The following is a 25,544-nucleotide window of genomic DNA, read 5'->3' as shown; positions in this document are numbered from 1 at the left end:
ATTCAGCGGTTTAATCGTTTGCGGAAGGCGGCAAAATACAGCAGAGGTATGATGAGCAGAGTCAGTAGCGTCGATATCAGGATGCCGAAGATCAATGTAATGGCGAGACCGTTAAAAATCGGATCATCAATAATAAAGAAAGCACCAAGCATGGCTGCCACTGCCGTCAGTGCGATTGGACGCGCCCGCACTGCTGCCGATGTTACTACGGCGTCTTCAAAGGACATCCCCTCTGATAACTGCTGGTTGATAAAATCGACCAGCAAAATCGAGTTACGAACGATGATTCCAGCCAGTGCGATCATGCCGATCATTGATGTTGCGGTGAATTGGGTACCGAATAGTGCATGGCCGGGTAGTACCCCTATCACGGTAAGCGGAATAGGGGCCATAATAATCAGCGGTATCAGATACGAACGGAATTGCGCAACCACCAATAAATAAATCAGGATCATACCGACTCCGTAGGCAATACCCATATCGCGAAACGTTTCATAGGTGATTTGCCATTCACCATCCCATTTCACTTCCGTTGAATCAGGCAGAGAAGGTGTCGAAAGGTAATGTTGTGGCCAGTTCATTCCCTCATCTTGCATCGCCGAAGCGGCTGAAAATAGGCCGTACAGCGGGCTATCGAGTTCACCGGCCACATCGGCGGTCACCAACACCACAGGCTGCAGATTTTTGCGGTAGATGTTTTTATCGATCATTGTTTTTTGTACGGTGACAAGGTCACTCAGACTGATCAGTTGACCAGTATCCGTCTTCACCTGCATGACCATGAGTTGGTTAAGGTTGACCTTGTCACCCTCACTCAGTTCCAGCCGGATTGCCAGTGGATATTTGTTCTGTTCGGTATGCAGATAGCTGACGTCTTCGCCTCCGAGTGCCGTATTAATTGCCTGAACAATGGTGCTTTGGGCAATACCCAGATGCGCGGCGCGCTGGCGATCGATATTCACCCGCCACTTGTCCTGGTTGGCTTCAATTGAGTCGTCAACGTCGACGATATGCTCTGTTTGCTCCAGCAGCTGGCGTAATTGTTTTGCGGCCTCCGTCTGTTGTTGATAATCCACGGCGTAAACTTCAGCAACGATTGGCGCCATAACAGGAGGGCCAGGTGGCACTTCGACAATTTTGATGTTGGCGTTGTAGCGCTTGCCTACCAATCTCAACGGTTCACGGACAGACAAGGCGATGGCATGGCTTTGGCGGTCACGTTGGCTCTTATCAACCAGATTTACCTGAATATCACCCTGGTTTGGCAGGCGTCGCAGGTAATACTGGCGTATCAGGCCATTAAAGTTGATGGGTGCCGCGGTTCCGGCATAAAGTTGCAGATCGTTAACTTCTGGAACCTTGGTCAGCTCTTCGGACAGCGCTTCCAAAACCCGCAGTGTTTGTTCGACCGGTGTGCCCTCCGGCATATCCACCACAACCTGAAATTCAGATTTATTGTCGAACGGCAGCATTTTTAATACCACGGCTTTAAACGCTGGCAGCGATAGTGCCAGCCCGATCATTGCAATAACGCCAGCAAACAACAGTATGCGTTTCTTTCTCGCTGCGGCACCTTTAACAAAAGGGCCCATCAGGCGATCACATATACGATACAGCTTGTCGGCCTGGAGATCGTGCGGTTGATGCGATTGATTGCTCCCTGACGCTGCTGGTTGTGCGTTTAACAACTTATAAGCCAGCCAGGGAGTGACTACAAACGCAACAATCATTGAAATCATCATGCCAGTGGATGCGTTGATTGGGATCGGGCTCATATACGGGCCCATAAGTCCCGATACAAAAGCCATCGGCATCAATGCAGCGATGACTGTAAAGGTGGCCAGAATGGTCGGGCCTCCGACTTCATCCACCGCTGCGGGGATAAGTTCGGCCAGTTTTTTGTTACTCGCTTGTTTGTGGCGATGGATATTCTCAACCACCACAATGGCGTCATCAACCAGAATGCCAATCGAGAAAACCAGTGCAAAAAGAGACACACGGTTCAGGGTGAAACCCCAGGCCCAAGACGCAAACAAGGTGATCGCCAGGGTAATCATGATGGCGCCACCAACGATGACCGCTTCGCGCCAGCCCATGGTTGCCAGTATCAGCATAACGACCGCTATGGTGGCAAATAATAGCTTTGAAATTAACTGATCGGACTTATCGTTAGCCGTCATGCCATAGTCTCGGGTCACTTCGGCATGAACCGTGTCAGGGATCAGGCGATTTTTCAGTTTGTTGAGCCGTTGTTGGACGTGTCGAGTGATATCGATGGCGTTGACCCCCGGTTGTTTGGCAATCGCCAGCGTGACCGCGGTGTGGCTGTGATGACTGTCGCTGCTAGTCACTTTGATGTGACGCGCATACTGTTCGGCCACGTCGGGTTGCAAACGAATGTCTGCAACATCAGCTAAGTGAACCAGACCGTTGCGATGCTTGCCAACTATCAGTTGCTCCAGCGCCAGAGTTGAATCCAGAAAACTACCAGCTTGTACCTGAATGACCCGGTTGTTCTGCACCAGTGTTTGGCGATGGCCACCGTAATTAGCGCCTTTCAGAGCGTTGCGAACATCGTTGAAAGCCAGTCCATGTGCGTTCATACGAGCCGGATCCATCTCAACTTCCACCACCGTTGTTTGTTTGCCGATGGTATAAATGTCGCGGGTGCCGGGCACGCGTTTTAAATCACTCTCAAGGGTGTGGGCGATCTGAGTAAGTTGTTCGCCGGTGACGTCAGCATCCTCTGACCATAATGTGATCGTCATAATCGGAACATCATCGATCCCCATCGGTTTAATGATGGGCTGCATCACGCCGAGATTCTGTGGGAACCAGTCGTTGTGGCTGTGTAGCTGATTGTACAGGCTGAGGATCGCATCCTGGCGCGGAATTCCGACTTCGAAGGCAACAGTCAGTATCGCCTGGCCAGGTTGTGAGACCGAAAATATATCTTCAACGCCTTTGATTTCCGACATGACCTGTTCTGCAGGAATCGCTACCAGCTGTTCAATCTCTTTCGGACTGGCGCCAGGAAGAGCAATGAAAACATTGGCAAATGTCACATCAATCTGTGGTTCTTCTTCCTTCGGGGTAATCATAATGGCAAAAAAGCCGAGTAATAATCCAACCATCGCCAGTAACGGTGTGATCGTTGAGTTCTGGAAAGTGCGCGCGGTATTACCTGCAATTCCCAGAGGTTTATCATCCGGTAATGAGTTCATCAGCGGGCCTCTTACGGTTGTTCAGCAGGCAGTTGTTTACGTTTCAGTTTGGCGAGTGTGGCATAACCGCTGGTAAAAACGGTGTCGCCTTCCTGCAATCCGGATAACACCTCAATGCGGCTGCCATAGCGGTTACCGGTTCTTATTTGCCGCAGTTTGATGGCACCGCGATCATTGATGTAAACCGCCGACAGCTCGGAGCGTTGGATGACAGCTGTCGCAGGGACCGTGATGACTTGGCGCTCTCCGGTTTTAAACAGCATTTTCGCCCAGCTGCCGGGAATCTGTGGGGGTCCGTCAGCTGGCAGGTCAGCACGAATACGGACGCTGTGTAGCTGGCTGTCGGCATACGGAAATAACGTCACTTTGGCCGGCTTAATCAACCTGTTGTTTATGCGGATACTGATTTGTTGTTGTGACTGATATTGTTCAGCGAGTCGCTGGGGTAAGTCTGCAACAGCTCGCAGACGGTCGAGCGATAGTCCCGTCATTAGCGGCGTACCTGGCGTTACCAATTCTCCTGGTGCTATGTGACGTGCCTTTACAACACCGGAATAGGGAGCGCGAACCTGAGTGTAAGCCAGCTGCTCGCTGGCTTGTCTGACTCCGGCACTGGCTGCTTCAACCGCTGCGGCTGAGCTCTTGGCCCGAGCTGAGGTGCTGTCGAGCTCACCCTGAGAGAGCGTTCCCTGTCTGAATAAGCGTTGGTTACGTTTTAGCAATACCTGGGCATCTTCGTTTTGGGCTTGTGCCTGTGCCAGGCTGGCTTTTGCCTGTGCCAGTGTTGCAAGCTGCTGAGTGTTATCGATCTCAATAAGCAGTGCACCTTTGGCAACTGTGTCATTAACATCAAACAAAATAACCTTAACTGCGCCACTTGTTTGTGCTGATACGGTGCTCTGATTAACTGCTTCGATGGTTGCTTCCAACTCAAAATGCTGCGGTATATCTTGCCGTACCAATGTTTCTGTTGGGGCGTCAGCCATTGCTTGATTGGCCAAGGTCAGCAGGGTGGCAGTAATCAGGCTGATGACTAACTTACAGATGGTTGACCGAGCGTTCATGGGAGTCCTCAGGAATAAGTTGGTGCAGTAATGGTAATTCAAATATAACCATATAGAAATATGCAGGCGTTTTCAATCGTGTGTTGTTAATCACAAATTTCTATCGACTGAATAGAATTAATAAAATACATACGTTGCAGATGTTGAGCGACACTGGCAGTCGTTAACCAATAGTCATGGCAGGAGAATGATATGGCAACCTATACAATTTTTGGTCGCGATGGTTGTGGCTACTGCAGTCGCGCGAAACAACTGTGTGAAATAAAACAGCTCGAATATCGTTACATCGATATTGAGAAAGAAGGTATCAGCCAAGCAGACTTGGAGAAAACCATTGGTAAACCCGTTGCGACCGTACCACAGATCTTTCACGGTCGTGATTACATTGGCGGGTACACCGAGCTGGCAGCTTCTTTGTCTGCCAAATAATCAGAAGCACCGTTCTGGTTCTGCCCAGGTATCCGGTAAGTCTGGCCAGCTGCCACTTTGAGGGGCGCAATTCAGCATCAGCCGTTTCCCTTTGTCTTCGAAGGACAGAGCAAAGGCATGCAGATAGGTACGGTCAGCTGCTTTACCCCCATAACGTCGGTCTCCCATTATGGGGGCGCCAAGGCTCTTTAACGCCACCCTCAGTTGATGCGTTTTCCCAGTGGTTGGTTTTAGCAGATACAGGCGCGAACCGCTGGCTTGGTCGTAGTGACTGATAAATCGGGTTACGGCAGGGTTTTCCTGGCTGCGTAAAATCTTCCAGCTGCCGTTGCGGGATTTGGCCATATCGCCTTTTATCCAGCCCTGTTTCTTTTTGGGTTTATCGGGCGATAGCGCGAGATAGTACTTTTGTATTTTGTGCTCGCTGAATAATGTCGAAAGATACGCCGCTGCGGTTTTGTTTTTCGCCAGCAGCAATATACCGGACGTGACTTTATCGAGTCGATGAACGGGCCAGAGTACAGTACCCAGTTGCTCCGTCACTAATACCACCAGGCCTTTTTGGTCGCCTTCGGTATGCATGCCAATGCCTTGCGGTTTGGCAATCGCTAACCAGTCATTGGTTTCATGAATGATGGGAAAAACGAAGGACATGGAATCGCGTCAGCTTTCCTGTTCCATGATTTCCAGGAGACGGCGCACCAGAGCCTCAAACAGTTGTGCCTGATCATTGTCACTGTCAGCGCTGAGGCTGTACATCAGTCTTTCGATTTCAGCGCGCGACATGTAACGCACGGTTACCGGGTTGGTCATAAATTACTGCTCACTCAGAATCGGTAGCCAATTAACAAGTTGGTTGTATAAACCGATGGTGTTTTCTTACCGAGCCCTGCGCGGCGATATTCAGTCCGATAGTCGCTTGGGTCGCGGACGGTAGCCGCCAAATCCAGAGTGACCGATTTGTATTGATAGCCAAGTCCTAATTGCCAGCCCCAGCCGTTAAATACCTGGTGATTTTTGCCCGCGCGGGTTATCCGGTTCTTTTCATGGTGCCAGCTTGGACCAGTGTATGCGCGAAATCCTGGTTGTGATAAACCGATACCCCACATTAGCTGGGTTTGAAATCCGCTGCTGAATTTGTCGTCCTGATCGATGCGGTAAAGCATGAAGCGGGTAGCGGTATGGTCGGATTGAGGCATCTCAGCAAACAGGCTGAAACCTGTATCAGAATTGTCTGGAAGGTATGCCGGAGCCGGGTCACTATCCAATTGGAAAGAACCCACGCCGACCCGGAAGTTGGTCGGTTCCGACAGGGTAACAGCGCTGGCGCCGAGCAGTGCGGCGGCCATCCATAAACGAGAGCCAGACATTCTTGCTTCCTTAATAACGAAATAAAGCTGGCGCCAAGGCTATCTCAGCAAGGGCACGGATACAACAGCCAGCCTTTGGTGCCTGTGGCGTTGAGTACCGATTCGGCGTCTATACTTGAACGACAAATATTGTTGGGGAATGGTTGTGAAGATATTGTTGATTTGCTGCAGTTTGCTACTGTCGTTGCCGGTTGCAGCAATGGATGAAGAGTTGGTGAATCCGACCGAGGATGCGAAAGTGGCTTATCAATCCGGAAATACCGAATACGTAGCCATCGCATTGCAAAACGAGCTTGAAATCCCTGGGTTAAAAGCGTGGCAGCTTGAGGTGGTAAAGCGTGATTATAAAACCCGCTCATTGAATCGGCGCTGGAAAACGTTCGATAACATTGAACAGCAGCCGAAGCGTTATCGTCGTATCAAGCGATACGCAATCCGGTATAATCTGATGATGTGGAAGTTGACAGAAACTGCACAGAGTCCACGTTTTAAATATCGTTATTAATCGATTCGGAGAGTTTCATTGGAATGTCGTTTAGGCTGCGGAGCCTGCTGTATCGCGCCGTCTATTACTACCCCGATTCCTGGTATGCCTGATGGCAAACCCGCCGGGCAGCGTTGCGTTCAGCTCAATGCACAGAACCTCTGCAATTTATTCGGGGACCCATCCAGACCGGCGGTATGCGATGGCTTTAAGGCTGAAGAGTCGGTATGTGGTTCTGCCAATCAGATTGCGTTACGCAACCTGAATGAACTTGAGCAGTTAACGATCGGCTAACGGTCTGGTCGTGATTGGCGCTCAGAGAATCTTTCTGAAGTGCCAAATTTGAATGTTTAACGGACGCGCCAATTGTTGATACTTGAGTAATGAACAGTGGCCTGACTTCTGATAGTAAAGAGAGTTAATAACGACGGTGTTTAAACTGGCTTTTTTTGTTCCGCCAGCACAGGCGGATTCGGTTAAGCAGGCAGTATTTGCTGCCGGAGCAGGGCGTATTGGTGATTATCAGGAGTGTTGTTGGCAAACCGAAGGTGTTGGTCAATTCAGACCAAATACTTCAGCCAATCCCTTTGTTGGGAAACCTGGTGAGTTGGAAACCATTGCTGAGTTGCGCATTGAAATGGTATGCGACGATCAGTGTATTCACGCCGCACTGACTGCATTAAAGCAGGCACATCCCTATGAAGAGCCGGCTTATGATGTCTGGCGATTGGCGGAGTTGTAGCGTTGCTTTTCTTCTGCCTCGATTTTTTTCAGCGCCTGATGCGGTTCAATAACAGAGCTAGTACAACGCTGTAACGCCACAGAATCGTGTTGGTTGGCAAAATAATGCTTCAACGTTCTTGCGACGGTCGGAAAGGCAATCTCTTTCCATGGGATATCTTCCTCGCTGAATAGCCTGACTTCCAGGCTTTCACTGCCTGAAGAAAACTCGGGTTCAGGAAGGTCAGCCAGATAAAACAGATGTACCTGGTTGATGTGCGGCACGCTGATCATAGTAAAAGCCGACTGGCTTATAACCCGGGCATTGGCTTCCTCCAGCGTTTCCCTCTCAGCTGCTTCAACTGTGCTTTCACCATTTTCCATATAACCCGCGGGTAATGTCCAATAGCCTCTGCGTGGCTCTATTGCGCGTTTACAGAGCAGCACCTGGTGCTGTTCACCGTTGCGATAGACCGGAAGTGTGCCAGCGACGATGCGAGGATTCTGATAGAAAATGGTGTCACAACCCGGGCAAACAAAACGAGGGCGATTGTCACCCTCCGGTGTTTTCATTTCTACCGGGGTGGCGCAGTGGCTGCAAAACTTCATTGTCGGACTCGCGGTCGTGAACTCATTGTCCGAGTATACGGTAATGCGGGAATTCGTTTGAAGAGTCGCTGCTAATTCGCCACAGCATTGTTTGGGAACGGTAAGATGGCGGCTCCAGAGTCGGTGACTTTTTCGACTTTAGGTACCATCTTTTGCGAATCATCTGGCTGCAGAAACGAACGCAGATCTGACAGACTCTCATGCATCATTTTTGAAATTTTCAAACAAGCAGCCATCGGATTTGAGGCGATTTGGCGCTGGGCATCAATCTGAAATTGTAAGCCGCGTAACCGGCGCTGGTCGTTTAACGGGGCTTGTCTGATGGTCTGATCAATCAGCCGTTGGCGCAATCTTTCAAGACTCTCCGGATTGTTTTTGGCCAGTTCAAGCAGCTCTTCAAAAGATGGGAAATCCATTGCCAATCTCCTTCAATCAAGGGGTCGAAGCGCATCCATCGAGCAAATAGCTAATTTTAATGCTGCGATGATTTGCGAAAATATGGATATAGTCTACCGCGATCATTGAGGCGTCAAAATCTTGCAATGCTGGCTAATTTCCTATCTAAGTTGTTGAAAAATATACGGATAAATTCCTTGGGTTAGGTTGCGTGTGACGAAAAACGTTTAAAAACAGTGCGTTAAGTGAACGTTTGAATCCAGAGGTAGAGCATTGCTTATAAGAGTATCGAATTTAAAATCGCATAAGTATGAAAATATGATATACCCGCACTTGTTTGTTCTTTGGCTGGTGAGCGGTATGTCGATCGTCGTACAATGCAGTGATGAGAGATTCACAACTGTTTCTGCAATTGCAGCAGCGCCTCGAGCAAAGGTGCCCAAGAAAAATCAATCAGCCTGACCTGGCTGAAGCGGGTGTGCTGGTAGCCATTACTAATGAGCCCGAGCCACAGCTTATTCTTACCCGGCGCGCCGCTCATTTGTCGTCTCATAAAGGCGAAGTGGCGTTTCCCGGAGGGAAGCGTGATCCTGAGGATACTGACATCATCGCTACCGCTATCCGTGAAGCGGAAGAGGAAGTTGAGCTCGACTCAGCGATGGTTAATGTCATTGGCGAAATGGATCAGGTGGTTTCACGGTTCGGCTATCTGGTGACACCGGTGCTGGCACTGGTGCCGGTCAACGTCGACTTGAAAGCTAACCCGGAAGAGCTGGATGCGGTTTTTAAGGTACCGCTGTCATTTTTTCAGCAGCCGCCCACTAGCTACTTTGAGCATGGCCAGGTAAAAATCCCAAGTTACGATTATGACGGTTTTCATATTTGGGGACTGACGGCCATGATGATTGCTGAAATGATGAATAATCTCTGGGATGCGGATATCTCCTTCCGCTTCTGAATTCAGACTCTGATAACAAGAATAGTGAGAGAGAATCATGTTTTATCAACTAGGTGATAAGACGCCGATAAAGGCTGAAGATGCCTTTGTGGCTGGCAATGCATCCGTGATTGGTAATGTCGAGTTAAAGCAACAATCCAGCATTTGGTTTAACGTCGTCGTTCGGGGCGATAACGAACTGATCAGCATCGGAGAACAGACTAACGTTCAGGACGGTTCTGTATTGCACACGGATCCTGGCTATCCACTAACCCTGGGAAAGGGCGTGACCGTAGGGCATAAAGCGATGTTACATGGATGCCAGGTGGGAGATTATTCTCTGATTGGAATTAATGCTGTCGTTCTGAATGGCGCTAAAATCGGCAAGCACTGCATTATTGGCGCGAATGCGCTGATTCCCGAAGGTATGGAAATCCCCGATGGATCACTGGTTGTGGGATCGCCAGCCAAAGTAAAGAGGGAGCTGAACGATTGGCAGCAAAAAATGCTGGAAGCCAGCGCGGCGCATTACGTTCATAATGCCGCGCGTTTCAGCAAAGAATTAAAGGTTATCGAGTTGTAGTCATGAAACAGGTTGATGTTAATGGTCCGCAGGTGGAACAGCGCGTTGCTTCCCCCTGTGTTTATATTTGCGCCCTGGATGACAATAACATCTGCATGGGGTGTTATCGCAGTGGTGAAGAAATCACCCATTGGGGGCGCTACAGCAACGATGAAAAACGTGAAGTATTAAAAAAAGTGGGCGAGCGAGAGCGCGCCTCAATGAATTTTTATACGCCATCTTCATGATGGCCTGATTGCTTTGTCCGAGAGAAAAAAATGAACAGCAAGGAAATGACTACCATTGGCACACCGTTTTCAGCGACAGCGACCCGAGTGCTGCTGTGCGGTTCCGGTGAATTGGGAAAAGAGGTGGTTATTGAGCTACAGCGTCTCGGTTGTGAAGTAATCGCTGTCGATCGCTATGCCAATGCGCCGGCGATGCAGGTCGCTGATCGCAGTCACGTGGTTGATATGCTTGATGGCGCAGCTTTGCGCGCTGTCATTGAGCGTGAAAAGCCAATGCTGGTTGTGCCTGAAATTGAAGCAATTGCGACGGATACACTGGCTGAACTTGAGCAAGAGGGTGTGAATATTGTGCCAACTGCCCGGGCAACTCAGCTCACTATGAACCGTGAAGGTATTCGCCGTTTAGCGGCTGAAACGCTGAAGCTGCCAACTTCTACCTATGAATTTGCTGCGGATGAAGCGGAGTTTATGGCAGCCGCAGACAAAATCGGTTTGCCATGTCTGGTTAAGCCCATTATGAGTTCCTCGGGTAAAGGTCAAAGTCTGGTGCGCAGTCGCGACCAATTAGAAGCGGCATGGAGCTATGCGCAAGAGGGCGGTCGGGCTGGTAAAGGTAAGGTGATTGTCGAGGGTTTCGTCGATTTTGATTTTGAAATTACCTTGCTGACGATTCGACACAAAGATGCGCAAGGCAATGTTGTTACCAGTTTTTGTGATCCCATCGGCCATCGTCAGCAGGACGGTGATTACCAGGAATCCTGGCAGCCGCAGGCGATGGCGAATGCCGCTCTGGCTGAGGCTCAGCGCATTGGTGGAGCGGTAACAGCGGAATTAGGCGGCTTGGGGTTATTCGGGGTTGAACTGTTTGTGAAAGGTGAACAGGTGATTTTCTCGGAAGTGTCGCCTCGCCCACATGATACCGGTTTGGTCACACTGATTTCTCAGGATTTGTCAGAGTTCGCCTTGCATGCCCGCGCCATTCTTGGTCTGCCGATCCCTAATATTCACTGCCATGGACCATCAGCATCGGCTGTGTTACTGGTTGCTGGTGAATCAAATCGTATGGCTTACAGTGGATTGAATCAGGCGCTGTCTGGCCCAGATACTCAGCTGCGGTTATTCGGTAAGCCAGACGTCAAAGGTCAGCGGCGTTTGGGTGTCGCTTTGGCGCGTGGCGAAGATGTTGAGCAGGCTAAGGAGAGAGCGCTGGCGGTCATTGCACCAATACAGGTGTCCTTGTGATTGGTTAATTGGCTGTCGTTAAGCGTAGGCAGTTTCAGACCGGCAGGTGACTGCGGTTAAAGTTTCTGCCCAGGCAATCCCCTCAGGCTGGCAACCTTTTTGTTGTGCCAGCCTCGCACTTTCCCTTCTTTTTTTGTACTTCCCCTCTTGTGCGATTTTTACCGACCCAGATGTACCGATTCGTTGCCTGCTCAATGTGCCCATAAATGCTGCTTGACCTGCGAGCTACTCAAAGGTTTATCCTCCATGTATTCTGAAGAGGTTCCTGAAGTGGATGGAGTATTATGCGAGTACAGCAACTGGCTAAACAAGAAAAGGTAAATGCCAATACCGTTCGCCATTACGTTCGTATCGGACTTTTAACACCGCTTAAAGATCGTAATGGTTATCACAACTTTACCCAGAACGATCAACAACGTTTGCGGTTTATTCTGCAAGCGCGCGATTTGGGTTTCACATTGGAAGACATTGAACAGATCCTGGCCGATGCCGGCAAAGGACAGTCGCCGTGTCCCAGGGTGCGTGAACTTATTGCACCACGTTTGTCTGAAGCCAGGGATAAATTATCCGCCATGCAGCAGCTGGTGGAGCGAATGGAAATGGCAGTAAGAACCTGGGAAGAGCAGCCCGATTGCTTGCCTTGTGGCGATCATATCTGTCATTTAATCGAAGGTGCACATCAACATGAGGTGGACGCATGAATTCATGTTGCGGTTCAGATAAAGGCGTTGATGATGGCGCAAAAAAAGATACACCGGAGTACACAGTTTCCGATTCCGCAAAAGCCATTCCCTCTGGCTGTTGCAGCGCAGCACAAGCGAAAACCGGCGAAATAGTCGATGGCGGTGCCACTGGCTCAGAAGCTGTGCCGCAGGCGGCAATAAGCGGTTGTTGTTCATCTTCGGTGTCATCGACAGAGTCGGACGACGGCGGTTGTTGTGGTTCGGACGATAGCAACAAAATCGATTGGATTTTGTGGATCTGCACTCCTCTGGTGGTGATTGGTTATCTGAGTTTTCTCATCTGGGGCGATATTGAGCACATGGAGGCAATGGCTGCAGCAGAGACCACCATGGTGATGCCCTGGTGGGAAACGATGATGCACACTGCTTATGAGATGGTGAATGCCATGTGGTGGGGAATCATTTCCGCTTCTCTCTTCGTTGGTTTGTTAGGGCGAATTCCCCGGGAGTTAATCATGTCGCTCCTTGGGCAAGGGGGTTCTAAGCGAGGAATCTTCCGCGCCACACTGGCAGGTCTGATGCTGGATTTGTGTAACCACGGCATTCTTATGGTTGGCATGAAACTGTATGAGCGTGGTGCAAGTGCAGGTCAGGTGATTGCATTTCTGGTGGCTAGTCCCTGGAATTCGCTGACCTTAACCCTCATTCTGGTGGGATTGATTGGCCTGGAATGGACGGTGCTGTTCATCGTTGCGTCGATGGTCATCGCTTGGCTAACAGGCTGGATTTTTGACCGGCTGGTGGACCGCGGCACCTTGCCGCCCAACCCTCATCAAGCAGAGTTTCGTAAAATTCCGTTCTGGCCCACCCTGAAGCAAACGATGACTCAGTACGACTGGTCCTTGTCGTCCTGGTTAAGCCTCTTCTGGCAGGGCCTGAAGGAGTCAAAAATGGTATTGCGCTGGGTGGTATTTGGTGTGGTGCTTGTTGCTTTGATCCGGGCGTTTGTGCCTGCTGACAGTTTTGGTTTGTGGTTTGGCGCCAGCGTATCCGGTTTATTCCTGACATTGGCTGCGACCACTGTAATAGAAGTGTGCTCTGAAGGGTCATCGCCCATTGCCGCCGATCTGTTTAATCGGGCTGGGGCACCTGGCAATGCATTCACTTTCCTGATGGCAGGGGCCGCAACCGATTACACAGAAATCATGGCGCTTAAAGAAACGACGAAAAGCTGGAAACTGGCGTTATTCGTACCATTGATTACCGTCCCGCAGGTGTTGCTGATTGGCTGGATAATGAATGGCGCGCCGCTGTAGCGGCGCCACCGGGTCTTTTCCAAACTTTACTTCTTGTCGAGCGGCAATCCTGTAAATTGACTGCACAACTAATGTATAGGAATTTGCTAATATGTTATACCGTTATCTATTTTTGTTGTTCGTTGTTCTCATAGCAGGGTGTAGCTCGCACCGGGTTGAGGATAATCAGGCATTTGACGTACTGCTCGACCCAAGGGTGTTCTTCGATGGAAAAATCTGTGCCGATGGTGTGGTGCGTGATCGAAATGGTATGCAGATACGGCAGTTTAACGCTGAGATTATTGCCAGCTGGGATGAACAGGGAAGGGGATTGCTTGATGAAACCTTCCATTTCAACGACGGAATCGAATACCGTAAATGGTGGCTGACACCGGTTACCAATGCAGCTGGCGTGGTTGACGGTTATCAGGCAAGAGCCTCAGATGTTCCCGAAGCAACGCTGATGACCTTCTCGGGCAATGCAATCTATATGGATTATCAGCTGCAATATCAGACTGGTGTTGACTCGCAAGGTGAAGCGGAGACGCTGGGGCTGTCAATGATTGATCGCATGTATCAGGTGGCACCTGGGGTCGTTATCAATGAAACGCGCATGGAGAAATTCGGTCTGGGTGTGGGTCAGGTTTTGTTGGTGATGCGCAAGGTCGGTAGCGACGTAAATTGTGTGCCATAACTTTTTGTAGCATTTTGCTACAAACTGAGTCTTCCAGGTTGCAGCAGAGCGACTAACGTTAACAGCAGGCAATGAGAAAAAGGATCTCCAAATGGCTGCTGTCGTTCCGTTTTTACTCGCTCTGCTGTTCCGTATCTCGGCGGGATTTATACCGTTATCTATATTGGCTCTTTCGCTGGTTATAACAAGCTGCTCAAGTTATCCGTCGACATCGCTCGGTGCTTCCTATTCCGTACCACCGATTAGTCGGCCAACCAACTTAGACTATCGTGCGTTTGGTATTCCGGGGCAGTGGGATAACACCGGTATTCTGGTTGCACATGACAGGATTAAGTCACGACTGCTCAGCGATATGCGCTTAATGATGCAGTTTGGTTACAACAGCCGGGTATTTCAGGTCACTAATCAGGCTAATGAAACGGAGTTCTGGCTTGTTGCTGAGGGTTTTGCTGGGCGTGAGAGTGCTCGCCAGGCCATACTTGAAATGGCAGAGACAGGATTGTGGCGAGGTGCGTTATCTTTGGTGTCGCTACCGGAATTGGAAACCGAGAACCGGGTAGCAACCCGGCGCTAGAGTGACAATATGGCATAGTTGTCAAAGAAACCGGCCGCAATAAGTCGACTTGCTGCGGCCATGGGTATCGTCATGACAACGGATCAGATGGGCGTGCCCCACAGATCGTACTCGTCAGAGTGTTCAATCACAACTTCAATCAAATCACCTGGTTGGCAATCCTGATAACCATTCAGATATACCATGCCATCGATATTAGGGGCATCTGCGTAAGTACGGCCGATTGCACCCTCGTCGTCAATCTCATCGATAAGAACGGTCATCTGCTGACCCACACGCCGAGCCAGTTTTCGTGTACTGATCTCCTGAGCTTTGGCCATAAAACGCTCCCAGCGATCTTGCTGAATATCCTCCGGAACATGATACGGCAGATCGTTGGCCTTGGCCCCTTCAACCGGACTGTATTTAAAACAGCCTACACGGTCCAGTTCTGCGTCATCCAGCCAATCCAGCAGTATCTGAAAATCTTCTTCTGTTTCCCCTGGAAAACCGACCACAAAGGTGGAGCGCAGCACCAGATTGGGCACCTGCTCACGCCATTTTTTTATCCGCTCCAGCGTGTTTTCAGAATGGGCAGGTCGCTTCATCAGCTTCAGAACTCGTGGACTGGCGTGCTGGAAGGGAATATCCAGATATGGCAATACTTTGCCTTCAGCCATCAGTGGCATGATGTCATCTACACTCGGATACGGGTAAACGTAGTGCAGACGTACCCAAGCCCCCAGCTTGCTCATTTGTTTACAAAGATCATACAGCTTGGTCTTTACCGGCATACCGTCCCAGAATCCGGTACGGTATTTCAGGTCAACGCCGTAGGCCGACGTGTCCTGAGAAATGACCAGCAGTTCTTTGGTACCTGCAGCTACCAGCCGCTTTGCTTCATCGAGGACGTCACCAACCGGACGGCTGGCAAGCTTGCCACGCATGTCCGGAATAATGCAGAAGGTACAGCTGTGGTTACAACCTTCTGAAATTTTCAGATAGGAGTAATGGCGCGGAGTCAGCTTTACACCTTCTTCCGGCACCAGATCAATAAATGGATTGTGCTCCTGAGTCGGAGGAACCCACTCATGTACAGCGTCCATGACTTCTTCATAGGCATGAGCGCCGGTAATCGCCAAAACACCCGGGTTTTCCTCTTTGATCAGCTCAGCATCGGCACCTTTGCCCATACAACCAGTCACGATGACTTTGCCGTTTTCTGTCATGGCCTCACGGATGGCATCGAGTGATTCTTGCTTCGCGGCATCGATAAAACCACAGGTGTTTACCACCACCACATCGGCATCGCTGTAGCTATTGCTGATTTCATAGCCGTTTAACTGAAGTTGAGTGAGGATTTTTTCACTGTCGACGGAGTTTTTCGGGCAGCCAAGGCTTACCATGCCAACCCGGCCATTACTGATAGAGTCAATAGGGGTATCTTCTGAAATCGTATGTTCAGACATCTGCGGGACCTCGTTATGTGCATTCTGACGTGGCGCTTAGGCCGGGTGCACTTATGTATCTTGCTAATCTGGGCGCGATTGTACTTGTTTTAGGGAATGCCGTCATTGATAGAACCGCTGTGAAATGAACGCTGCAATAATTGATAATCATAATAAAATCCTGCGGTTCTGATTATCTGGAATCCGCGCCGTCTGGCGTATGAAAGAGGTATGCTCAAACAAGCAATGAGTGTGAAAAAGCCGGGTCGCATTTCTATACGGCGTATCGCTTTGGCTCGATGACCAACCGGAAAAGGCGTTACAGCAGCTCAAGCTCAGTCGCAAACAACCTGCGTACTTTTACTAGGAATATATCTGGCCGCCATTAATTAAGAAGAAAATAAAAACCGGCATATAGCCGGTTTTTATTTTGCTTGATTGATTATGCCAGACCTATGTCGCTGGTAATCAGTGCTGTTATTTTCAGTTAATTAAATGACGCTGGAATGCTGACATAATTTTCGAAACAAACGTCATTAACGCAGGACGTGGCGGTAATAAAGCCTGCTTGTGGAGAGGTATTTTCAAAGTTCTCACCGTTTTCACTTTCGAGTTCTACCATAAGAATCGAAGCGAGCTTGTTATTGAGAAAATACCCAGGGTTCGAACAGGTAAAAGACAGGTTATCCCCAAGCTGGCAAAACATGGCAATAATACTGTTGCCCTCTGGCAGGTTGGTGAAGCGAAAACTGTCAGAGGCGGCTCCGGATTGATCAGCGCCCGACTGGTTACCGAATTCTATGCGAATATCACTGCTCTGATCTTTGTCTATGCTGGCTTCGACGTAAATACTAAATTTGCCCATGCTGCCTAGCGGATGGATCTGTACCTTGTTGTCCGATATTTCAGCGTTACCTTGTACACTGAAGCGTGTTAATACTGAATTGGCATTATCGCCAGCCGTTGCGTCAGTTGCCATCGTAGCCAGTTTCGCTTTAGCCACGGCGGCGTTCATATTCTTTTGCTCGTCCGGCGATAAACATTGGTCAACATTATCGTCATAAGTTAACTGGCTCACGAGAATACCATCGATGAGCGCAACGTTGTCTTTGGGGCACACAGAGCCGGGTGGTAAGTTACTGCTGGTACCAGAGCTGTTGCCGCTGCAACCGTGTAGCAACAAGCTGCTGGTCAGGATCAGAATCGATGATTTAGTGAACATAGTGGTCTACGGATTGTTATGATTATTAATTGCCATGGTATACAGCACTACGCTGGCCGGACAAGCCTTTTATATAAAAGTTAATAGTGAATGAAAAAGAAAGTTTTGTTGTTATCTGCCTATCGCTCCGACAGCCATGCCAGCTGGTGTGACTGGCTGCAGCGGGAAGTGGATGTTGACTGGCGTGTACTGGAGTTACCCGGGCGGTATTTTCGCTGGCGAATTCGCGGCAATCCGTTGTCATGGCTGCAACCGCTGTCGGACTTGTTGGCGCAGTGGCAGCCAGATCAGATTCTCGCGACATCCATGGTTGATATTTCAACCATTCGCGGCTTATTTACTGCGTTGGCAGGCGTGCCTCTGGACTACTATTTTCATGAAAATCAATTTGCTTACCCTGCCGGAGAAGGTCAGCACTCATCGCTTGACCCGCAAATGGTTCAGCTCTACGGCGCGTTAGCAGCCGATCGTATTTTCTTTAATTCAGACTATAACCAACAGTCCTTTCTTTCAGGCGTTGCCACTCTGATGAAAAAAATGCCTGACCATAAACCCGATGACCTGGCGCAGCGTTTACGACAGAAGAGTGATTGGTTGCCGGTGCCGATTAATGCCATTGCACCGACGCCTGAAGATCAAAAAGAAGAAAGCCTGATTCTTTGGAATCATCGCTGGGAATACGACAAACGCCCTGAGGATTTTCACGCGATACTGCGGCGACTCCAACAAAAGGGAGTTAACTTTACGCTGGCTTTGTTAGGGCCTCGGGCACAGAAAACCCCGGCTGCATTAAATGCCATTCGTGATGAGTTTTCAGACCGGATTTTGGTCGACGGGCGAGTCTCTCGATCGGATTATGAGCATTGGTTGCAACGCTCTCAGGTGGTTGTCAGTTGTGCAATTCACGAATTTCAGGGGCTGTCGATGCTGGAGGCAGTCAGCGCAGGTGCGATTCCTGTTGTTCCTGATGATCTGTGTTATCGCGAACAATATTCTTCCCACTGCCGTTATACCAGTGGTGATATCGAACAGGCAGCAAATAAGGTTGTAGCGGCGTTAGCGGGCGAGTTGCAGGTGTCGAATATCTCTCCCTGGTTGGCAGACTCATCCGCAAAACAATGGCAGGCACTTTACGCAAGCTGATAGCGGGATACGAAATACAGGAACCTTTGGTGTTTGATACAGTCAATTAGTCATCGCTATAAAGGAAAACCTTATGCATCTTTTCATCCTGGCTTTTGTGGTTGTAACCGCATTTTCCCGCCCCGTCGCGTCTGATGAATCAGTTTGGCGCACTGTGAGCGAACCGGCCTACGGTTTATGGTCTGCCGGTATTACGGTGAAAGCCAGTGTATTTAAAGATGTCGATCCGGCAGTCAGTCCGGCTTTATTGGTGTTTGGTGGGTACGGTGACGTATTCGTTGAAGCCAATCGCTTTGGTTATGGCGTTTATCGTGATGGTACTTATTTCGCATCAATTATTGGTAACTTTCGCAGCCATACCCGTTTAACGGAAGATCAGATTAACGAAAGCAAAGACCTGTCGCGATACGATCTGGATGAGCGAAAAGCGGCGATAGAAGTTGGTATTCAGGCAGGACGGCGCCTGGACTCAGGTTGGGTCGTCAGGGCAGCGCTGTTGCAGGATATCTCAGGCGCTCATAAATCTCAGGAAGCCGAAGTGCTGTTTTATCGCCGTGATGATATCGCCGGGCTACGTGTTCTAACAACGATTGGCGCTCAGCATCAAGCGAAGAAATTTAACGATTATTATTTTGGTGTCGATACCGACGAAATTAAAAATAGTACTCACCAAAAAGTGTACAAGCCAGGAGCCGGTTTTTCTGCCGAATTAGAAGTTATAGCGACCTACAATTTTGACTGGGGAGCTGGTGAAGAGTGGGGCGCTTACGCCGGTCTGCGTCATTACCAATACGATAGTGAAGCGGAAGACAGTCCTCTGGTTGATGATGGTTTAGTACAACAGTATTTTATTGGTTTGGGTAAGTACTTTTGATGGCCCCTCAATAATTACTTGCAGTATTTCATAAGAGCACTTGTCGATTGGCGTTTATATTCCGAAAATCGGTTGTTCTATTTACAGTAGAACGCTGTAATTCCAGCCTTTGATACGAATTTCATCGGTACTGATGGTCAGGTCTTTTGGTTCGAGCACTTGTTTGCCGAACTGGTATAAGGTCTTTATTTTTCCGCTGTTCATATCTTGGTTATATTGTTGAATATTCATTCGCACCTGTTCATTCTTATCAAGATACCGATGCCAGTTTTTCTGCCCGATGGCAGAAGAAATATGTTCTCTGGTTTTATCCGGAGAAATAATAAATGCGGAAGCATTGTTACCACCAAATCCTTTCGAATTAATAAACGCTAATGGTAGATTCTTGCTGTTTACGGGTGTGTGTTGCAGTAAAAAATTCAGACCACTTTGATGCACATCTTCTGCGATCTGGTCAATGGTGGTAATTCCAGGAATGATATGGTTTGCCCATCCCCCCAATGTCATTGTCAGTTGGTCTGCAGACGCTGCTGACAGAGGGTGACCCAGATGGGCTTTAACTGCGGTGATCTTCCAATCCTTAATTTTAAAAGTACCCGCCAGCTCAGCGTAAATATGTGACTCAGTCACCCGATTTTGTGGTGTGCTGCTACCATGGGATTGAACGTAGCTGCCATTACGAACTGCATCAGAGCCCAGCCATCGCTGCGCCTCTGCGATGGCTTTGCCCATCGTTAAATAATTCCCAATCCCCGGACTGGATATTGAATTTTTAAAACCATCGGCATTGATATAAACATCGCCAACTGAGCCGTAAATTGTTAGTCCAAGGTCGAGTGCGAGTGCCTGATCGGTAAGTACAAAAAATTGCGCGGATTCGGCGATGGTGAAGCCCCCATTTTGACCAAACGGTCGGCTGGAACGGCGATAATCGGGCGTTTCATGTTGATTCATTCCGTCCAGGTCACGGAGTTTTTGTTCGCTGATCAGAGCTGTCATGGCGGCGTAGCCCTCCACGACTTCAGGTGTCAGCGGTGCTTCAGCGTTGCCGACCACAACAATGCGGCGACGTCCTGTGCGTAAATCGTCGAGTGCTGCTTTAAGGTTATACAGAAAAGTCGCACAGGCGCCGACATAGCTACCGGTGGCACCAACATTTCCGAGCACATAGGCGTTAACAAAATCGGCTGGCATTTCGCTCAGGCCCAGAGCGCATTGCTTCGAACTGGTGCGCTTTCCTCTGAGGTTTGCCTGAACCATCCCACCGTGACCAGCCTGATCGAGCTGGCCCATTGCCGAGCCGGCGTAGACTCCTATTTGATCTGGACGCACGGATTGCTTCAGTGTTTCCCAGTTTACACCCAGGGAGGCGATGGCATCGGATGCCGCGTAGATGGTCATTTGCAGCGCCCGTGGATGATGACGCGAGGAATAATGTGCAGCGGGATCAAACCCTTTCGGTGTCTGACCCGCACTCTGCACAGACAGACGTTTGTGACTCAGACGCCAGCACTGCACGTCATTTTCGTCGGTAAAGGGCTGGTGAAAGGGGATTTTATTGGCATCCCAGTCAACGTTGTCCCAGTTGCGTACCAGTGTTCCGTTCAATATCGCCTCTTCGTTGACCAGTGCATCGCCATCGAAGCCCATCACCTGGTTAAGAGCGCTCAGGGTTTCTTGTTTCTGCTGTCGATCAAGTGCCTGATACACCACACGCTGAAAAGCCATGTGTCCGGAACTGCGGCCTGCAGTGTTGATTCCGCCGAAGCCAGTGATTAACGCCGGTGCAGGATAAGTGCTCATACAAACCGTTCTCAATGAATGTCGAAGTGAAAGGGATAACAAAGAACCACAGTTATTGTAGAAAGCGACTTAAGGTTGCAATTAGTAGATAATAGACAAATACCAGAATATAAGAGACATCATTATGTCTTGAGAGGAAACGTAACTATGATCAGTCATGTTACCTTGTTGGCTATTGATCAAATGCTGATGTCCAGCGCCGCCATTCCTCTGGAAATGCTCGAGGCGGCCAGAGCCAGACTTGCGCTTGCGCGTCAGTCAAAGCGATATTTCAGTGTTGAAATAATTGGTCAGGAAGAGGGTCCCGTTAGTGTATTAGGAGGTATTCCGCTAACGCCGCAAAAAACCATCGATCAATGTTATCAGTCATCCTTGAGCAGTGACCTGATTATTGTTCCGGCGCTGTGGCGAAATCCAAAGCCCTTGCTGGATAAATATCGGCCAACCATTAACTGGCTCCGTCAGCAGTATCTTGCCGGAGCCAGTGTATTTGTTGTCGGGACCGGCGTTTGCCTGCTGGCCGAGGCCGGAATCCTTGACGGCAAGCCAGCCACTACGCATTGGCATTATCTGGAGAAATTTGCCCAGAATTACCCCAAGGTGAACCTTCAGGTTAACCACTTACTGACACAGTCAGATCGGATTTTTTGTGCCGCCAGCGTCAATTCCGGGGCTGACATGATGGTTCACCTCATCAGTCTGTTATTTGGCCGTGAGCTGGCGTTACAGGTTGAACAGCAGTTTTCCCCAGAAGTACGCAACCCGTTTGAAAAGAAGGTGTTCTATGCCGATGGACGTCATCAACACGGCGATGAAAACATCGCGATGGTTCAGACCTGGCTACAGCATAATCTCAAAGAGGCATTGACATTAAGCCGCTTGGCGCAGATGACCGGTTTGAGTGAACGACAATTTGATCGCCGTTTTAAAAAAATGGTTGGTTGCACGCCCGGGCAATATCTACAGCAATTACGGTGCGAACAGGCGCGGCAGCTATTGCAGGATACTAACTTGAATATTGCCGATATCGCAGCAGCGGTGGGGTATCAGGACGGCGGCTATTTTACCCGCATCTTTAAGAAGCAAGCCGGGCAGACTCCAGGCCAGTTTCGACAGAAAGTCCGTACAAAATTATTCACTTCGAACTGATTAATGCGATTCCATATTATTGTTTAATCTGCAAGGTAAGATTGTGTGATTTTTCGCAAGAGCTGCAGATTTTCAGGTTGTTTTAAAATTCGGTCAAACAATTGAAGCAGTTCCTTGCTGGCTGGCAGATCTGGTGAAATTGCCAGGTAAAACGGGTTGCTATTAAGGCAGCCAGCTGCCTTCAGCGAGTGAGGCTGACCAAGTTTTTTTGTCGCTTGTTTTTGTGCCCAGGCAGCCACCAGCCGCTCTTCAACCATGGCGTCGGCCCGGCCAGCTAATACCAGTTGAACCATGCGCCGGCCTGGGTCGGCGCCAGAAACTTCAAACACTCTTGCGGTATTGTCAGCACTGCGAATGTGACTGTGCAACGGTTCGTTGTAGCCATAATCCTGAACATAGGCAATGTTTACCTGATCAAGAGAACGGTGGTCACCGTAGCGCCATATTTCGTTAGGGCGGACAAAAAAGCAATCGGTGTAATACGCCGTAGGGGTCTTCGGCAGAAGCAGATGATTGATTTCTTCCGGTACGACCGTCAGCAAGCCATCAACGGAACCATTGTTAGCTTCAACTAATGCCCGGGACCAGGGGAGAAATTTAATATTCAGCGAAATATTATGTTGTTGCAGTAATTGATCCAGATACTCACTGATAATGCCGGGTTGTTTTGGTGAGTTTGAAGGTACACATGAGAATGGACACCAATCGGTTGCTGCCAGCGTGAGTTGAGTCGGCAGATTTTTTACTGGCTGAGCTAGGGCGTGAATACCAGCGAAGAAAAGCAAAAGTGGAAGAAGTAAACGAGTCATGAGCAACAACAATCATGTTTTTTCCCAGCTTAGACTGGATAGTATGTAACTACAATCATTGATCGCTTGAGACAGCCGCTTTTTAACTTTCTGACTGCGCGGTTGAGATTGTAATGGACGTATCATAAAGTTCGCAGTCTGTAAGATGCGCCAGAATCCCGTTATCTGAAACACAGAAATTATGGTGCAAGTAGATGATGTATTCGTTCAGGTATTTCGACGACCGCATTATCATCGAATCAGATGGGAAATTAACGCAAGTAATGTGACCAATAATCACGAAAATGGAACACGGAACGTATGCTGGAACTCTTGAAAAAAATTAAAAACTGGTTGTTTGGGGAAAGCGTCACAGACTTTTTCTGGCAGGACGAGTGGAGCCAAATACTGGAGGATCGAGTGGACTTTTATCGCCGACTCGATTCCGAAAAAAAGCAGTTGTTTGAGCAGCATTGTTTCGCATTTTTGCAAACGACCCGGGTCGAGGTCAGTGGCGACGTTTGTGTAACGGATTTAGATCGTTTGTTGATTGCTGCCAGTTCGGTGATCCCTGTTTGGGGCTTTTCTGACTGGCCATATTTAAGTGTGGATGCTGTGGTGCTGTTTCCTGGGTGTTTTAATCGTGATTTTCAATGCGGTCAAAGTGACTCAACCATTTCAGGTATGGTTGGCAGCGGTGCAATGTCTGGAAAAATGGCATTAAGTAAGCCGGATCTTATCCATGGATTCAGCAATGATCAAGACAAGCATAATGTTGGTGTCCATGAATTTGTCCACATTCTGGATATGGCGGATGGTCAATGTGACGGGTTTCCGGAAGCAGTTGCCTCCGGTCAATGCTCGCACCAGTGGTTTGAATTGGTACGCTGTAAAATCGCGGAAATAGAGAAGCGAAAAAGTAATATAAATGATTATGGCGCTACTAATAATCAGGAGTTTTTTGCAGTGGCGTCGGAGTATTTCTTCGAACGTCCCTTAATGCTGAAAAATAAACACCCCAAATTATACGATTACCTGAGTGAATTCTACCAGCAGAACCGGGCGGAAATCGAACGTGACCAATTGCGTTGCAAAGTCAGTAGCAAGAAAGCCAGTAAACGCTAGGGCGCGGACAGAGATCGATCTGTCCACGCTGTTTAAGTCAGGTTGGTCATTATCCCAGAGATATCTCGGGAAGCTCGGGTGCGTCTACCGTGATTTTTTCGGTCGGAGCCATGACGGTTGCTTCACCAACCGCCACAGTTTTACCCGTCTGGTTACTGACCGTGCATTCCAGGGTTACGATCGGTTTTGATTCGTGTTTTGCCGTAACTTTTAATTCAACGGTTAATTCATCACCAATCATGACCGGCTTTCGGAAAGAAAGGTTCTGACCGAGATAAACGGTGCCCGGCCCAGGTAAATCCATCGCCAGCGCAGCCGAAATCAGTGCGCCAGTGAACATGCCATGAGCGATTTGACCTTTAAATGGGGTGGTAGATGCGTATTCAGCGTCCAGGTGAACCGGGTTATGGTCACCCGATACCGCCGCAAATAAAATCAAGTCTTTCTCTTCAACCGTGTGTTTACGCTGACAGCTGTCTCCCAGTTGAATTTCTTCGAAGGTACGATTGGTTATGTGTTCCATATGTTTTCCTTGTTTCTTTAAATAGTCTGAATCCAGTTCAGTATGTCCTGATAAACTTCGTCGGCGTTGATCTCATTCAACATCTCATGACGGCCGTCAATGTACAGCTTGCAGCTGACAGTTTCATGACCGGTTTGTAACAGTACTTGTTCCAGCGCTCTTACGCCTTTGCCTTTTTGACCGACCGGGTCCTGATCGCCAGCAAACAAATAGATTGGCAGGCTTTGCGGTATCCTGGCCAGATTATTTTTGTTACTGATTTCGATCAGACCATCAAACAGGTCAATCCATAGCTGCAAAGAACAGGTATGACCACAAGCAGCATCGTTTATGTATTTATCAACCTGCTGTTCGTCACGTGATAGCCAATCAAAATCGGTACGGGCAGGGCTGAACTGTTTGTTAAACGACGCGAAAGATACTTTATCCATTACGTTCGATTGAGTCCGGCCATCCTGAAATACCTTTAAGCTCCTGGCGACAATCTGTCCTGCGCGGTACAGAGCCGGATTCTGATAGTTGGAACCCGATAGGATCAGACCGCTTAATTTTCCACCGTGGCGAATAGCAAATCCCTGGGAAATAAAAGAGCCCATCGAATGTCCGAATAATATAATCGGTTCGTTGCCGCACAACGTATTTTGCGCTTGCAACATATCGTCGACCACCAGCTCCCAGCCATTCTTGTCAGCGTAATGACCCTGCGGCGTCCGTTCCCCATGTCCGCGGTGGTTATGAGTCATCACCTGAAACCCTTGGGCATGAAGAAATTCGGCCAATGGTGCATAGCGCTGGCAGTGCTCTGCCATGCCGTGCACGATATGAACGGTGGCTTTGGGTTGTTGCTGGCGCCAGATATGGGCGGTAAAAATCTGGTTATCTGTTGTCGAAATATCGATCGTTTGCTTGATGGATTGCGGTGCTTCTGCGACTTGCTTCATGGTGAAAATGCTTTTTTT

Annotated in this window: 29 protein-coding genes; 16 read left to right on the top strand and 13 right to left on the bottom strand. The window is 49.0% G+C overall.

From position 1 onward, the window contains the following. Positions 1-2: 2 nt before the first annotated feature. Entirely contained in the window at positions 3-3,224 is a 3,222-nt protein-coding gene (locus MK185_05280; GenBank protein MCH2040024.1) for an efflux RND transporter permease subunit, read from the bottom strand. 11 nt (positions 3,225-3,235) lie between these two features. Beyond that, the gene (locus tag MK185_05275; GenBank protein ID MCH2040023.1) at positions 3,236-4,288 is read right to left on the bottom strand and encodes an efflux RND transporter periplasmic adaptor subunit; all 1,053 of its coding nucleotides are present in this window, start codon (positions 4,286-4,288) and stop codon (positions 3,236-3,238) included. 192 nt (positions 4,289-4,480) lie between these two features. Here MK185_05275 and MK185_05270 point away from each other — a divergent pair, with 192 nt between their 5' ends. Then, a complete protein-coding gene (locus tag MK185_05270; protein MCH2040022.1) occupies positions 4,481-4,717 on the top strand; it encodes a GrxA family glutaredoxin in 237 nt (78 codons plus the stop codon). On the opposite strand, the gene MK185_05265 is transcribed toward MK185_05270, so the two are convergent. Genes MK185_05265 through MK185_05255 form a run of 3 tightly spaced genes read right to left on the bottom strand, consistent with a single transcriptional unit; the run spans position 4,718 to position 6,087 of the window. Then, positions 4,718-5,371, bottom strand: coding sequence for a TIGR01621 family pseudouridine synthase (locus tag MK185_05265; protein ID MCH2040021.1), 654 nt, complete (start codon positions 5,369-5,371; stop codon positions 4,718-4,720). It lies immediately after the preceding gene. A gap of 9 nt (positions 5,372-5,380) precedes the next feature. After that, positions 5,381-5,530: a cell developmental protein SirA gene (locus MK185_05260; GenBank protein MCH2040020.1), complete on the bottom strand. Its 150-nt coding sequence runs from the start codon at positions 5,528-5,530 to the stop codon at positions 5,381-5,383. Positions 5,531-5,544: 14 nt separating this feature from the next. Next, the gene (locus tag MK185_05255) at positions 5,545-6,087 is read right to left on the bottom strand and encodes a porin family protein (GenBank protein MCH2040019.1); all 543 of its coding nucleotides are present in this window, start codon (positions 6,085-6,087) and stop codon (positions 5,545-5,547) included. A gap of 145 nt (positions 6,088-6,232) precedes the next feature. On the opposite strand from MK185_05255, the gene MK185_05250 reads away from it, so the two are divergent. The 3 genes from MK185_05250 (at position 6,233) to MK185_05240 (ending at position 7,313) form a co-directional block, all read left to right on the top strand. Beyond that, the gene (locus tag MK185_05250; GenBank protein MCH2040018.1) at positions 6,233-6,592 is read left to right on the top strand and encodes a hypothetical protein; all 360 of its coding nucleotides are present in this window, start codon (positions 6,233-6,235) and stop codon (positions 6,590-6,592) included. Positions 6,593-6,610: 18 nt separating this feature from the next. Beyond that, on the top strand, positions 6,611-6,865 hold the full coding sequence (locus MK185_05245) for a YkgJ family cysteine cluster protein (protein MCH2040017.1): 255 nt from the start codon (positions 6,611-6,613) through the stop codon (positions 6,863-6,865). Between the two features lie 136 nt (positions 6,866-7,001). After that, the gene (locus MK185_05240; GenBank protein MCH2040016.1) at positions 7,002-7,313 is read left to right on the top strand and encodes a YqfO family protein; all 312 of its coding nucleotides are present in this window, start codon (positions 7,002-7,004) and stop codon (positions 7,311-7,313) included. Here MK185_05240 and MK185_05235 read toward each other — a convergent pair. After that, the gene (locus tag MK185_05235; protein ID MCH2040015.1) at positions 7,283-7,900 is read right to left on the bottom strand and encodes an NUDIX hydrolase; all 618 of its coding nucleotides are present in this window, start codon (positions 7,898-7,900) and stop codon (positions 7,283-7,285) included. The genes MK185_05240 and MK185_05235 overlap by 31 nt on opposite strands. A gap of 71 nt (positions 7,901-7,971) precedes the next feature. Beyond that, entirely contained in the window at positions 7,972-8,316 is a 345-nt protein-coding gene (locus tag MK185_05230) for a DUF3135 domain-containing protein (GenBank protein MCH2040014.1), read from the bottom strand. Positions 8,317-8,681: 365 nt separating this feature from the next. Here MK185_05230 and MK185_05225 point away from each other — a divergent pair, with 365 nt between their 5' ends. From MK185_05225 to MK185_05190, 8 genes are all read left to right on the top strand, one after another. Continuing rightward, positions 8,682-9,254 carry a CoA pyrophosphatase gene (locus tag MK185_05225; protein MCH2040013.1) on the top strand — a complete coding sequence of 191 codons (573 nt, stop codon included), beginning with the start codon at positions 8,682-8,684 and terminating at the stop codon, positions 9,252-9,254. Positions 9,255-9,291: 37 nt separating this feature from the next. Continuing rightward, a complete protein-coding gene (locus tag MK185_05220; protein ID MCH2040012.1) occupies positions 9,292-9,816 on the top strand; it encodes a gamma carbonic anhydrase family protein in 525 nt (174 codons plus the stop codon). Between the two features lie 2 nt (positions 9,817-9,818). Then, positions 9,819-10,043: a DUF1289 domain-containing protein gene (locus MK185_05215; protein MCH2040011.1), complete on the top strand. Its 225-nt coding sequence runs from the start codon at positions 9,819-9,821 to the stop codon at positions 10,041-10,043. 45 nt (positions 10,044-10,088) lie between these two features. Then, the gene (purT, locus tag MK185_05210; protein ID MCH2040010.1) at positions 10,089-11,285 is read left to right on the top strand and encodes a formate-dependent phosphoribosylglycinamide formyltransferase; all 1,197 of its coding nucleotides are present in this window, start codon (positions 10,089-10,091) and stop codon (positions 11,283-11,285) included. Between the two features lie 284 nt (positions 11,286-11,569). Then, entirely contained in the window at positions 11,570-11,986 is a 417-nt protein-coding gene (locus tag MK185_05205) for a MerR family transcriptional regulator (protein MCH2040009.1), read from the top strand. Continuing rightward, positions 11,983-13,284, top strand: coding sequence for a permease (locus MK185_05200; GenBank protein MCH2040008.1), 1,302 nt, complete (start codon positions 11,983-11,985; stop codon positions 13,282-13,284). Before MK185_05205 ends, MK185_05200 begins: the two co-directional genes overlap by 4 nt. Before the next feature lie 91 nt (positions 13,285-13,375). Beyond that, on the top strand, positions 13,376-13,957 hold the full coding sequence (locus MK185_05195) for a DUF3833 domain-containing protein (GenBank protein ID MCH2040007.1): 582 nt from the start codon (positions 13,376-13,378) through the stop codon (positions 13,955-13,957). A gap of 91 nt (positions 13,958-14,048) precedes the next feature. Beyond that, entirely contained in the window at positions 14,049-14,531 is a 483-nt protein-coding gene (locus tag MK185_05190; GenBank protein MCH2040006.1) for a hypothetical protein, read from the top strand. An 83-nt stretch (positions 14,532-14,614) separates the two neighbouring features. Here the strand turns inward: MK185_05190 and rimO are convergent, their stop codons facing one another. Then, complete coding sequence (gene rimO, locus MK185_05185) at positions 14,615-15,937, bottom strand: 30S ribosomal protein S12 methylthiotransferase RimO (protein MCH2040005.1); 1,323 nt, start codon at positions 15,935-15,937, stop codon at positions 14,615-14,617. Positions 15,938-16,445: 508 nt separating this feature from the next. Further along, positions 16,446-17,180, bottom strand: a complete 735-nt coding sequence (locus MK185_05180; GenBank protein MCH2040004.1) for a hypothetical protein — start codon at positions 17,178-17,180, stop codon at positions 16,446-16,448. Positions 17,181-17,270: 90 nt separating this feature from the next. Here MK185_05180 and MK185_05175 point away from each other — a divergent pair, with 90 nt between their 5' ends. Together MK185_05175 and MK185_05170 are read left to right on the top strand one after the other, a co-directional pair. Continuing rightward, positions 17,271-18,323, top strand: coding sequence for a DUF3524 domain-containing protein (locus tag MK185_05175; protein MCH2040003.1), 1,053 nt, complete (start codon positions 17,271-17,273; stop codon positions 18,321-18,323). 73 nt (positions 18,324-18,396) lie between these two features. After that, positions 18,397-19,197: a MipA/OmpV family protein gene (locus MK185_05170; GenBank protein MCH2040002.1), complete on the top strand. Its 801-nt coding sequence runs from the start codon at positions 18,397-18,399 to the stop codon at positions 19,195-19,197. A gap of 81 nt (positions 19,198-19,278) precedes the next feature. On the opposite strand, the gene MK185_05165 is transcribed toward MK185_05170, so the two are convergent. After that, a complete protein-coding gene (locus MK185_05165; GenBank protein MCH2040001.1) occupies positions 19,279-21,000 on the bottom strand; it encodes a beta-ketoacyl synthase in 1,722 nt (573 codons plus the stop codon). A gap of 147 nt (positions 21,001-21,147) precedes the next feature. On the opposite strand from MK185_05165, the gene MK185_05160 reads away from it, so the two are divergent. Beyond that, complete coding sequence (locus MK185_05160; GenBank protein MCH2040000.1) at positions 21,148-22,149, top strand: helix-turn-helix domain-containing protein; 1,002 nt, start codon at positions 21,148-21,150, stop codon at positions 22,147-22,149. Between the two features lie 23 nt (positions 22,150-22,172). On the opposite strand, the gene MK185_05155 is transcribed toward MK185_05160, so the two are convergent. After that, the gene (locus tag MK185_05155) at positions 22,173-22,958 is read right to left on the bottom strand and encodes a hypothetical protein (GenBank protein MCH2039999.1); all 786 of its coding nucleotides are present in this window, start codon (positions 22,956-22,958) and stop codon (positions 22,173-22,175) included. A gap of 300 nt (positions 22,959-23,258) precedes the next feature. On the opposite strand from MK185_05155, the gene MK185_05150 reads away from it, so the two are divergent. Next, positions 23,259-24,062, top strand: a complete 804-nt coding sequence (locus tag MK185_05150; protein ID MCH2039998.1) for a zinc-dependent peptidase — start codon at positions 23,259-23,261, stop codon at positions 24,060-24,062. A 49-nt stretch (positions 24,063-24,111) separates the two neighbouring features. Here the strand turns inward: MK185_05150 and MK185_05145 are convergent, their stop codons facing one another. Beyond that, on the bottom strand, positions 24,112-24,585 hold the full coding sequence (locus tag MK185_05145) for a MaoC family dehydratase N-terminal domain-containing protein (protein MCH2039997.1): 474 nt from the start codon (positions 24,583-24,585) through the stop codon (positions 24,112-24,114). A gap of 17 nt (positions 24,586-24,602) precedes the next feature. Beyond that, positions 24,603-25,526, bottom strand: a complete 924-nt coding sequence (locus tag MK185_05140; GenBank protein MCH2039996.1) for an alpha/beta hydrolase — start codon at positions 25,524-25,526, stop codon at positions 24,603-24,605. Positions 25,527-25,544: the final 18 nt, after the last annotated feature.

It is taken from the genome of Saccharospirillaceae bacterium (genome assembly GCA_022448365.1).
In the GTDB taxonomy this organism is placed as follows: domain Bacteria; phylum Pseudomonadota; class Gammaproteobacteria; order Pseudomonadales; family Oceanobacteraceae; genus Bacterioplanoides.
The sequence above is the reverse complement of the archived record's forward strand: the minus strand, read 5'-3'. Positions and strand labels throughout refer to the sequence as shown.

Excerpts from the sequence above, each read along its gene's own strand:
- MK185_05280 (MCH2040024.1), bottom strand. The coding sequence starts at position 3,224 with ATGAACTCATTACCGGATGATAAACCTCTGGGAATTGCAGGTAATACC.
- MK185_05275 (MCH2040023.1), bottom strand. The coding sequence starts at position 4,288 with ATGAACGCTCGGTCAACCATCTGTAAGTTAGTCATCAGCCTGATTACT.
- MK185_05270 (MCH2040022.1), top strand. The coding sequence starts at position 4,481 with ATGGCAACCTATACAATTTTTGGTCGCGATGGTTGTGGCTACTGCAGT.
- MK185_05265 (MCH2040021.1), bottom strand. The coding sequence starts at position 5,371 with ATGTCCTTCGTTTTTCCCATCATTCATGAAACCAATGACTGGTTAGCG.
- MK185_05260 (MCH2040020.1), bottom strand. The coding sequence starts at position 5,530 with ATGACCAACCCGGTAACCGTGCGTTACATGTCGCGCGCTGAAATCGAA.
- MK185_05255 (MCH2040019.1), bottom strand. The coding sequence starts at position 6,087 with ATGTCTGGCTCTCGTTTATGGATGGCCGCCGCACTGCTCGGCGCCAGC.
- MK185_05235 (MCH2040015.1), bottom strand. The coding sequence starts at position 7,900 with ATGAAGTTTTGCAGCCACTGCGCCACCCCGGTAGAAATGAAAACACCG.
- MK185_05230 (MCH2040014.1), bottom strand. The coding sequence starts at position 8,316 with ATGGATTTCCCATCTTTTGAAGAGCTGCTTGAACTGGCCAAAAACAAT.
- MK185_05225 (MCH2040013.1), top strand. The coding sequence starts at position 8,682 with ATGAGAGATTCACAACTGTTTCTGCAATTGCAGCAGCGCCTCGAGCAA.
- MK185_05220 (MCH2040012.1), top strand. The coding sequence starts at position 9,292 with ATGTTTTATCAACTAGGTGATAAGACGCCGATAAAGGCTGAAGATGCC.
- MK185_05215 (MCH2040011.1), top strand. The coding sequence starts at position 9,819 with ATGAAACAGGTTGATGTTAATGGTCCGCAGGTGGAACAGCGCGTTGCT.
- purT (MCH2040010.1), top strand. The coding sequence starts at position 10,089 with ATGACTACCATTGGCACACCGTTTTCAGCGACAGCGACCCGAGTGCTG.
- MK185_05205 (MCH2040009.1), top strand. The coding sequence starts at position 11,570 with ATGCGAGTACAGCAACTGGCTAAACAAGAAAAGGTAAATGCCAATACC.
- MK185_05200 (MCH2040008.1), top strand. The coding sequence starts at position 11,983 with ATGAATTCATGTTGCGGTTCAGATAAAGGCGTTGATGATGGCGCAAAA.
- MK185_05195 (MCH2040007.1), top strand. The coding sequence starts at position 13,376 with ATGTTATACCGTTATCTATTTTTGTTGTTCGTTGTTCTCATAGCAGGG.
- MK185_05190 (MCH2040006.1), top strand. The coding sequence starts at position 14,049 with ATGGCTGCTGTCGTTCCGTTTTTACTCGCTCTGCTGTTCCGTATCTCG.
- MK185_05180 (MCH2040004.1), bottom strand. The coding sequence starts at position 17,180 with ATGTTCACTAAATCATCGATTCTGATCCTGACCAGCAGCTTGTTGCTA.
- MK185_05175 (MCH2040003.1), top strand. The coding sequence starts at position 17,271 with ATGAAAAAGAAAGTTTTGTTGTTATCTGCCTATCGCTCCGACAGCCAT.
- MK185_05170 (MCH2040002.1), top strand. The coding sequence starts at position 18,397 with ATGCATCTTTTCATCCTGGCTTTTGTGGTTGTAACCGCATTTTCCCGC.
- MK185_05165 (MCH2040001.1), bottom strand. The coding sequence starts at position 21,000 with ATGAGCACTTATCCTGCACCGGCGTTAATCACTGGCTTCGGCGGAATC.
- MK185_05160 (MCH2040000.1), top strand. The coding sequence starts at position 21,148 with ATGATCAGTCATGTTACCTTGTTGGCTATTGATCAAATGCTGATGTCC.
- MK185_05155 (MCH2039999.1), bottom strand. The coding sequence starts at position 22,958 with ATGACTCGTTTACTTCTTCCACTTTTGCTTTTCTTCGCTGGTATTCAC.
- MK185_05150 (MCH2039998.1), top strand. The coding sequence starts at position 23,259 with ATGCTGGAACTCTTGAAAAAAATTAAAAACTGGTTGTTTGGGGAAAGC.
- MK185_05145 (MCH2039997.1), bottom strand. The coding sequence starts at position 24,585 with ATGGAACACATAACCAATCGTACCTTCGAAGAAATTCAACTGGGAGAC.
- MK185_05140 (MCH2039996.1), bottom strand. The coding sequence starts at position 25,526 with ATGAAGCAAGTCGCAGAAGCACCGCAATCCATCAAGCAAACGATCGAT.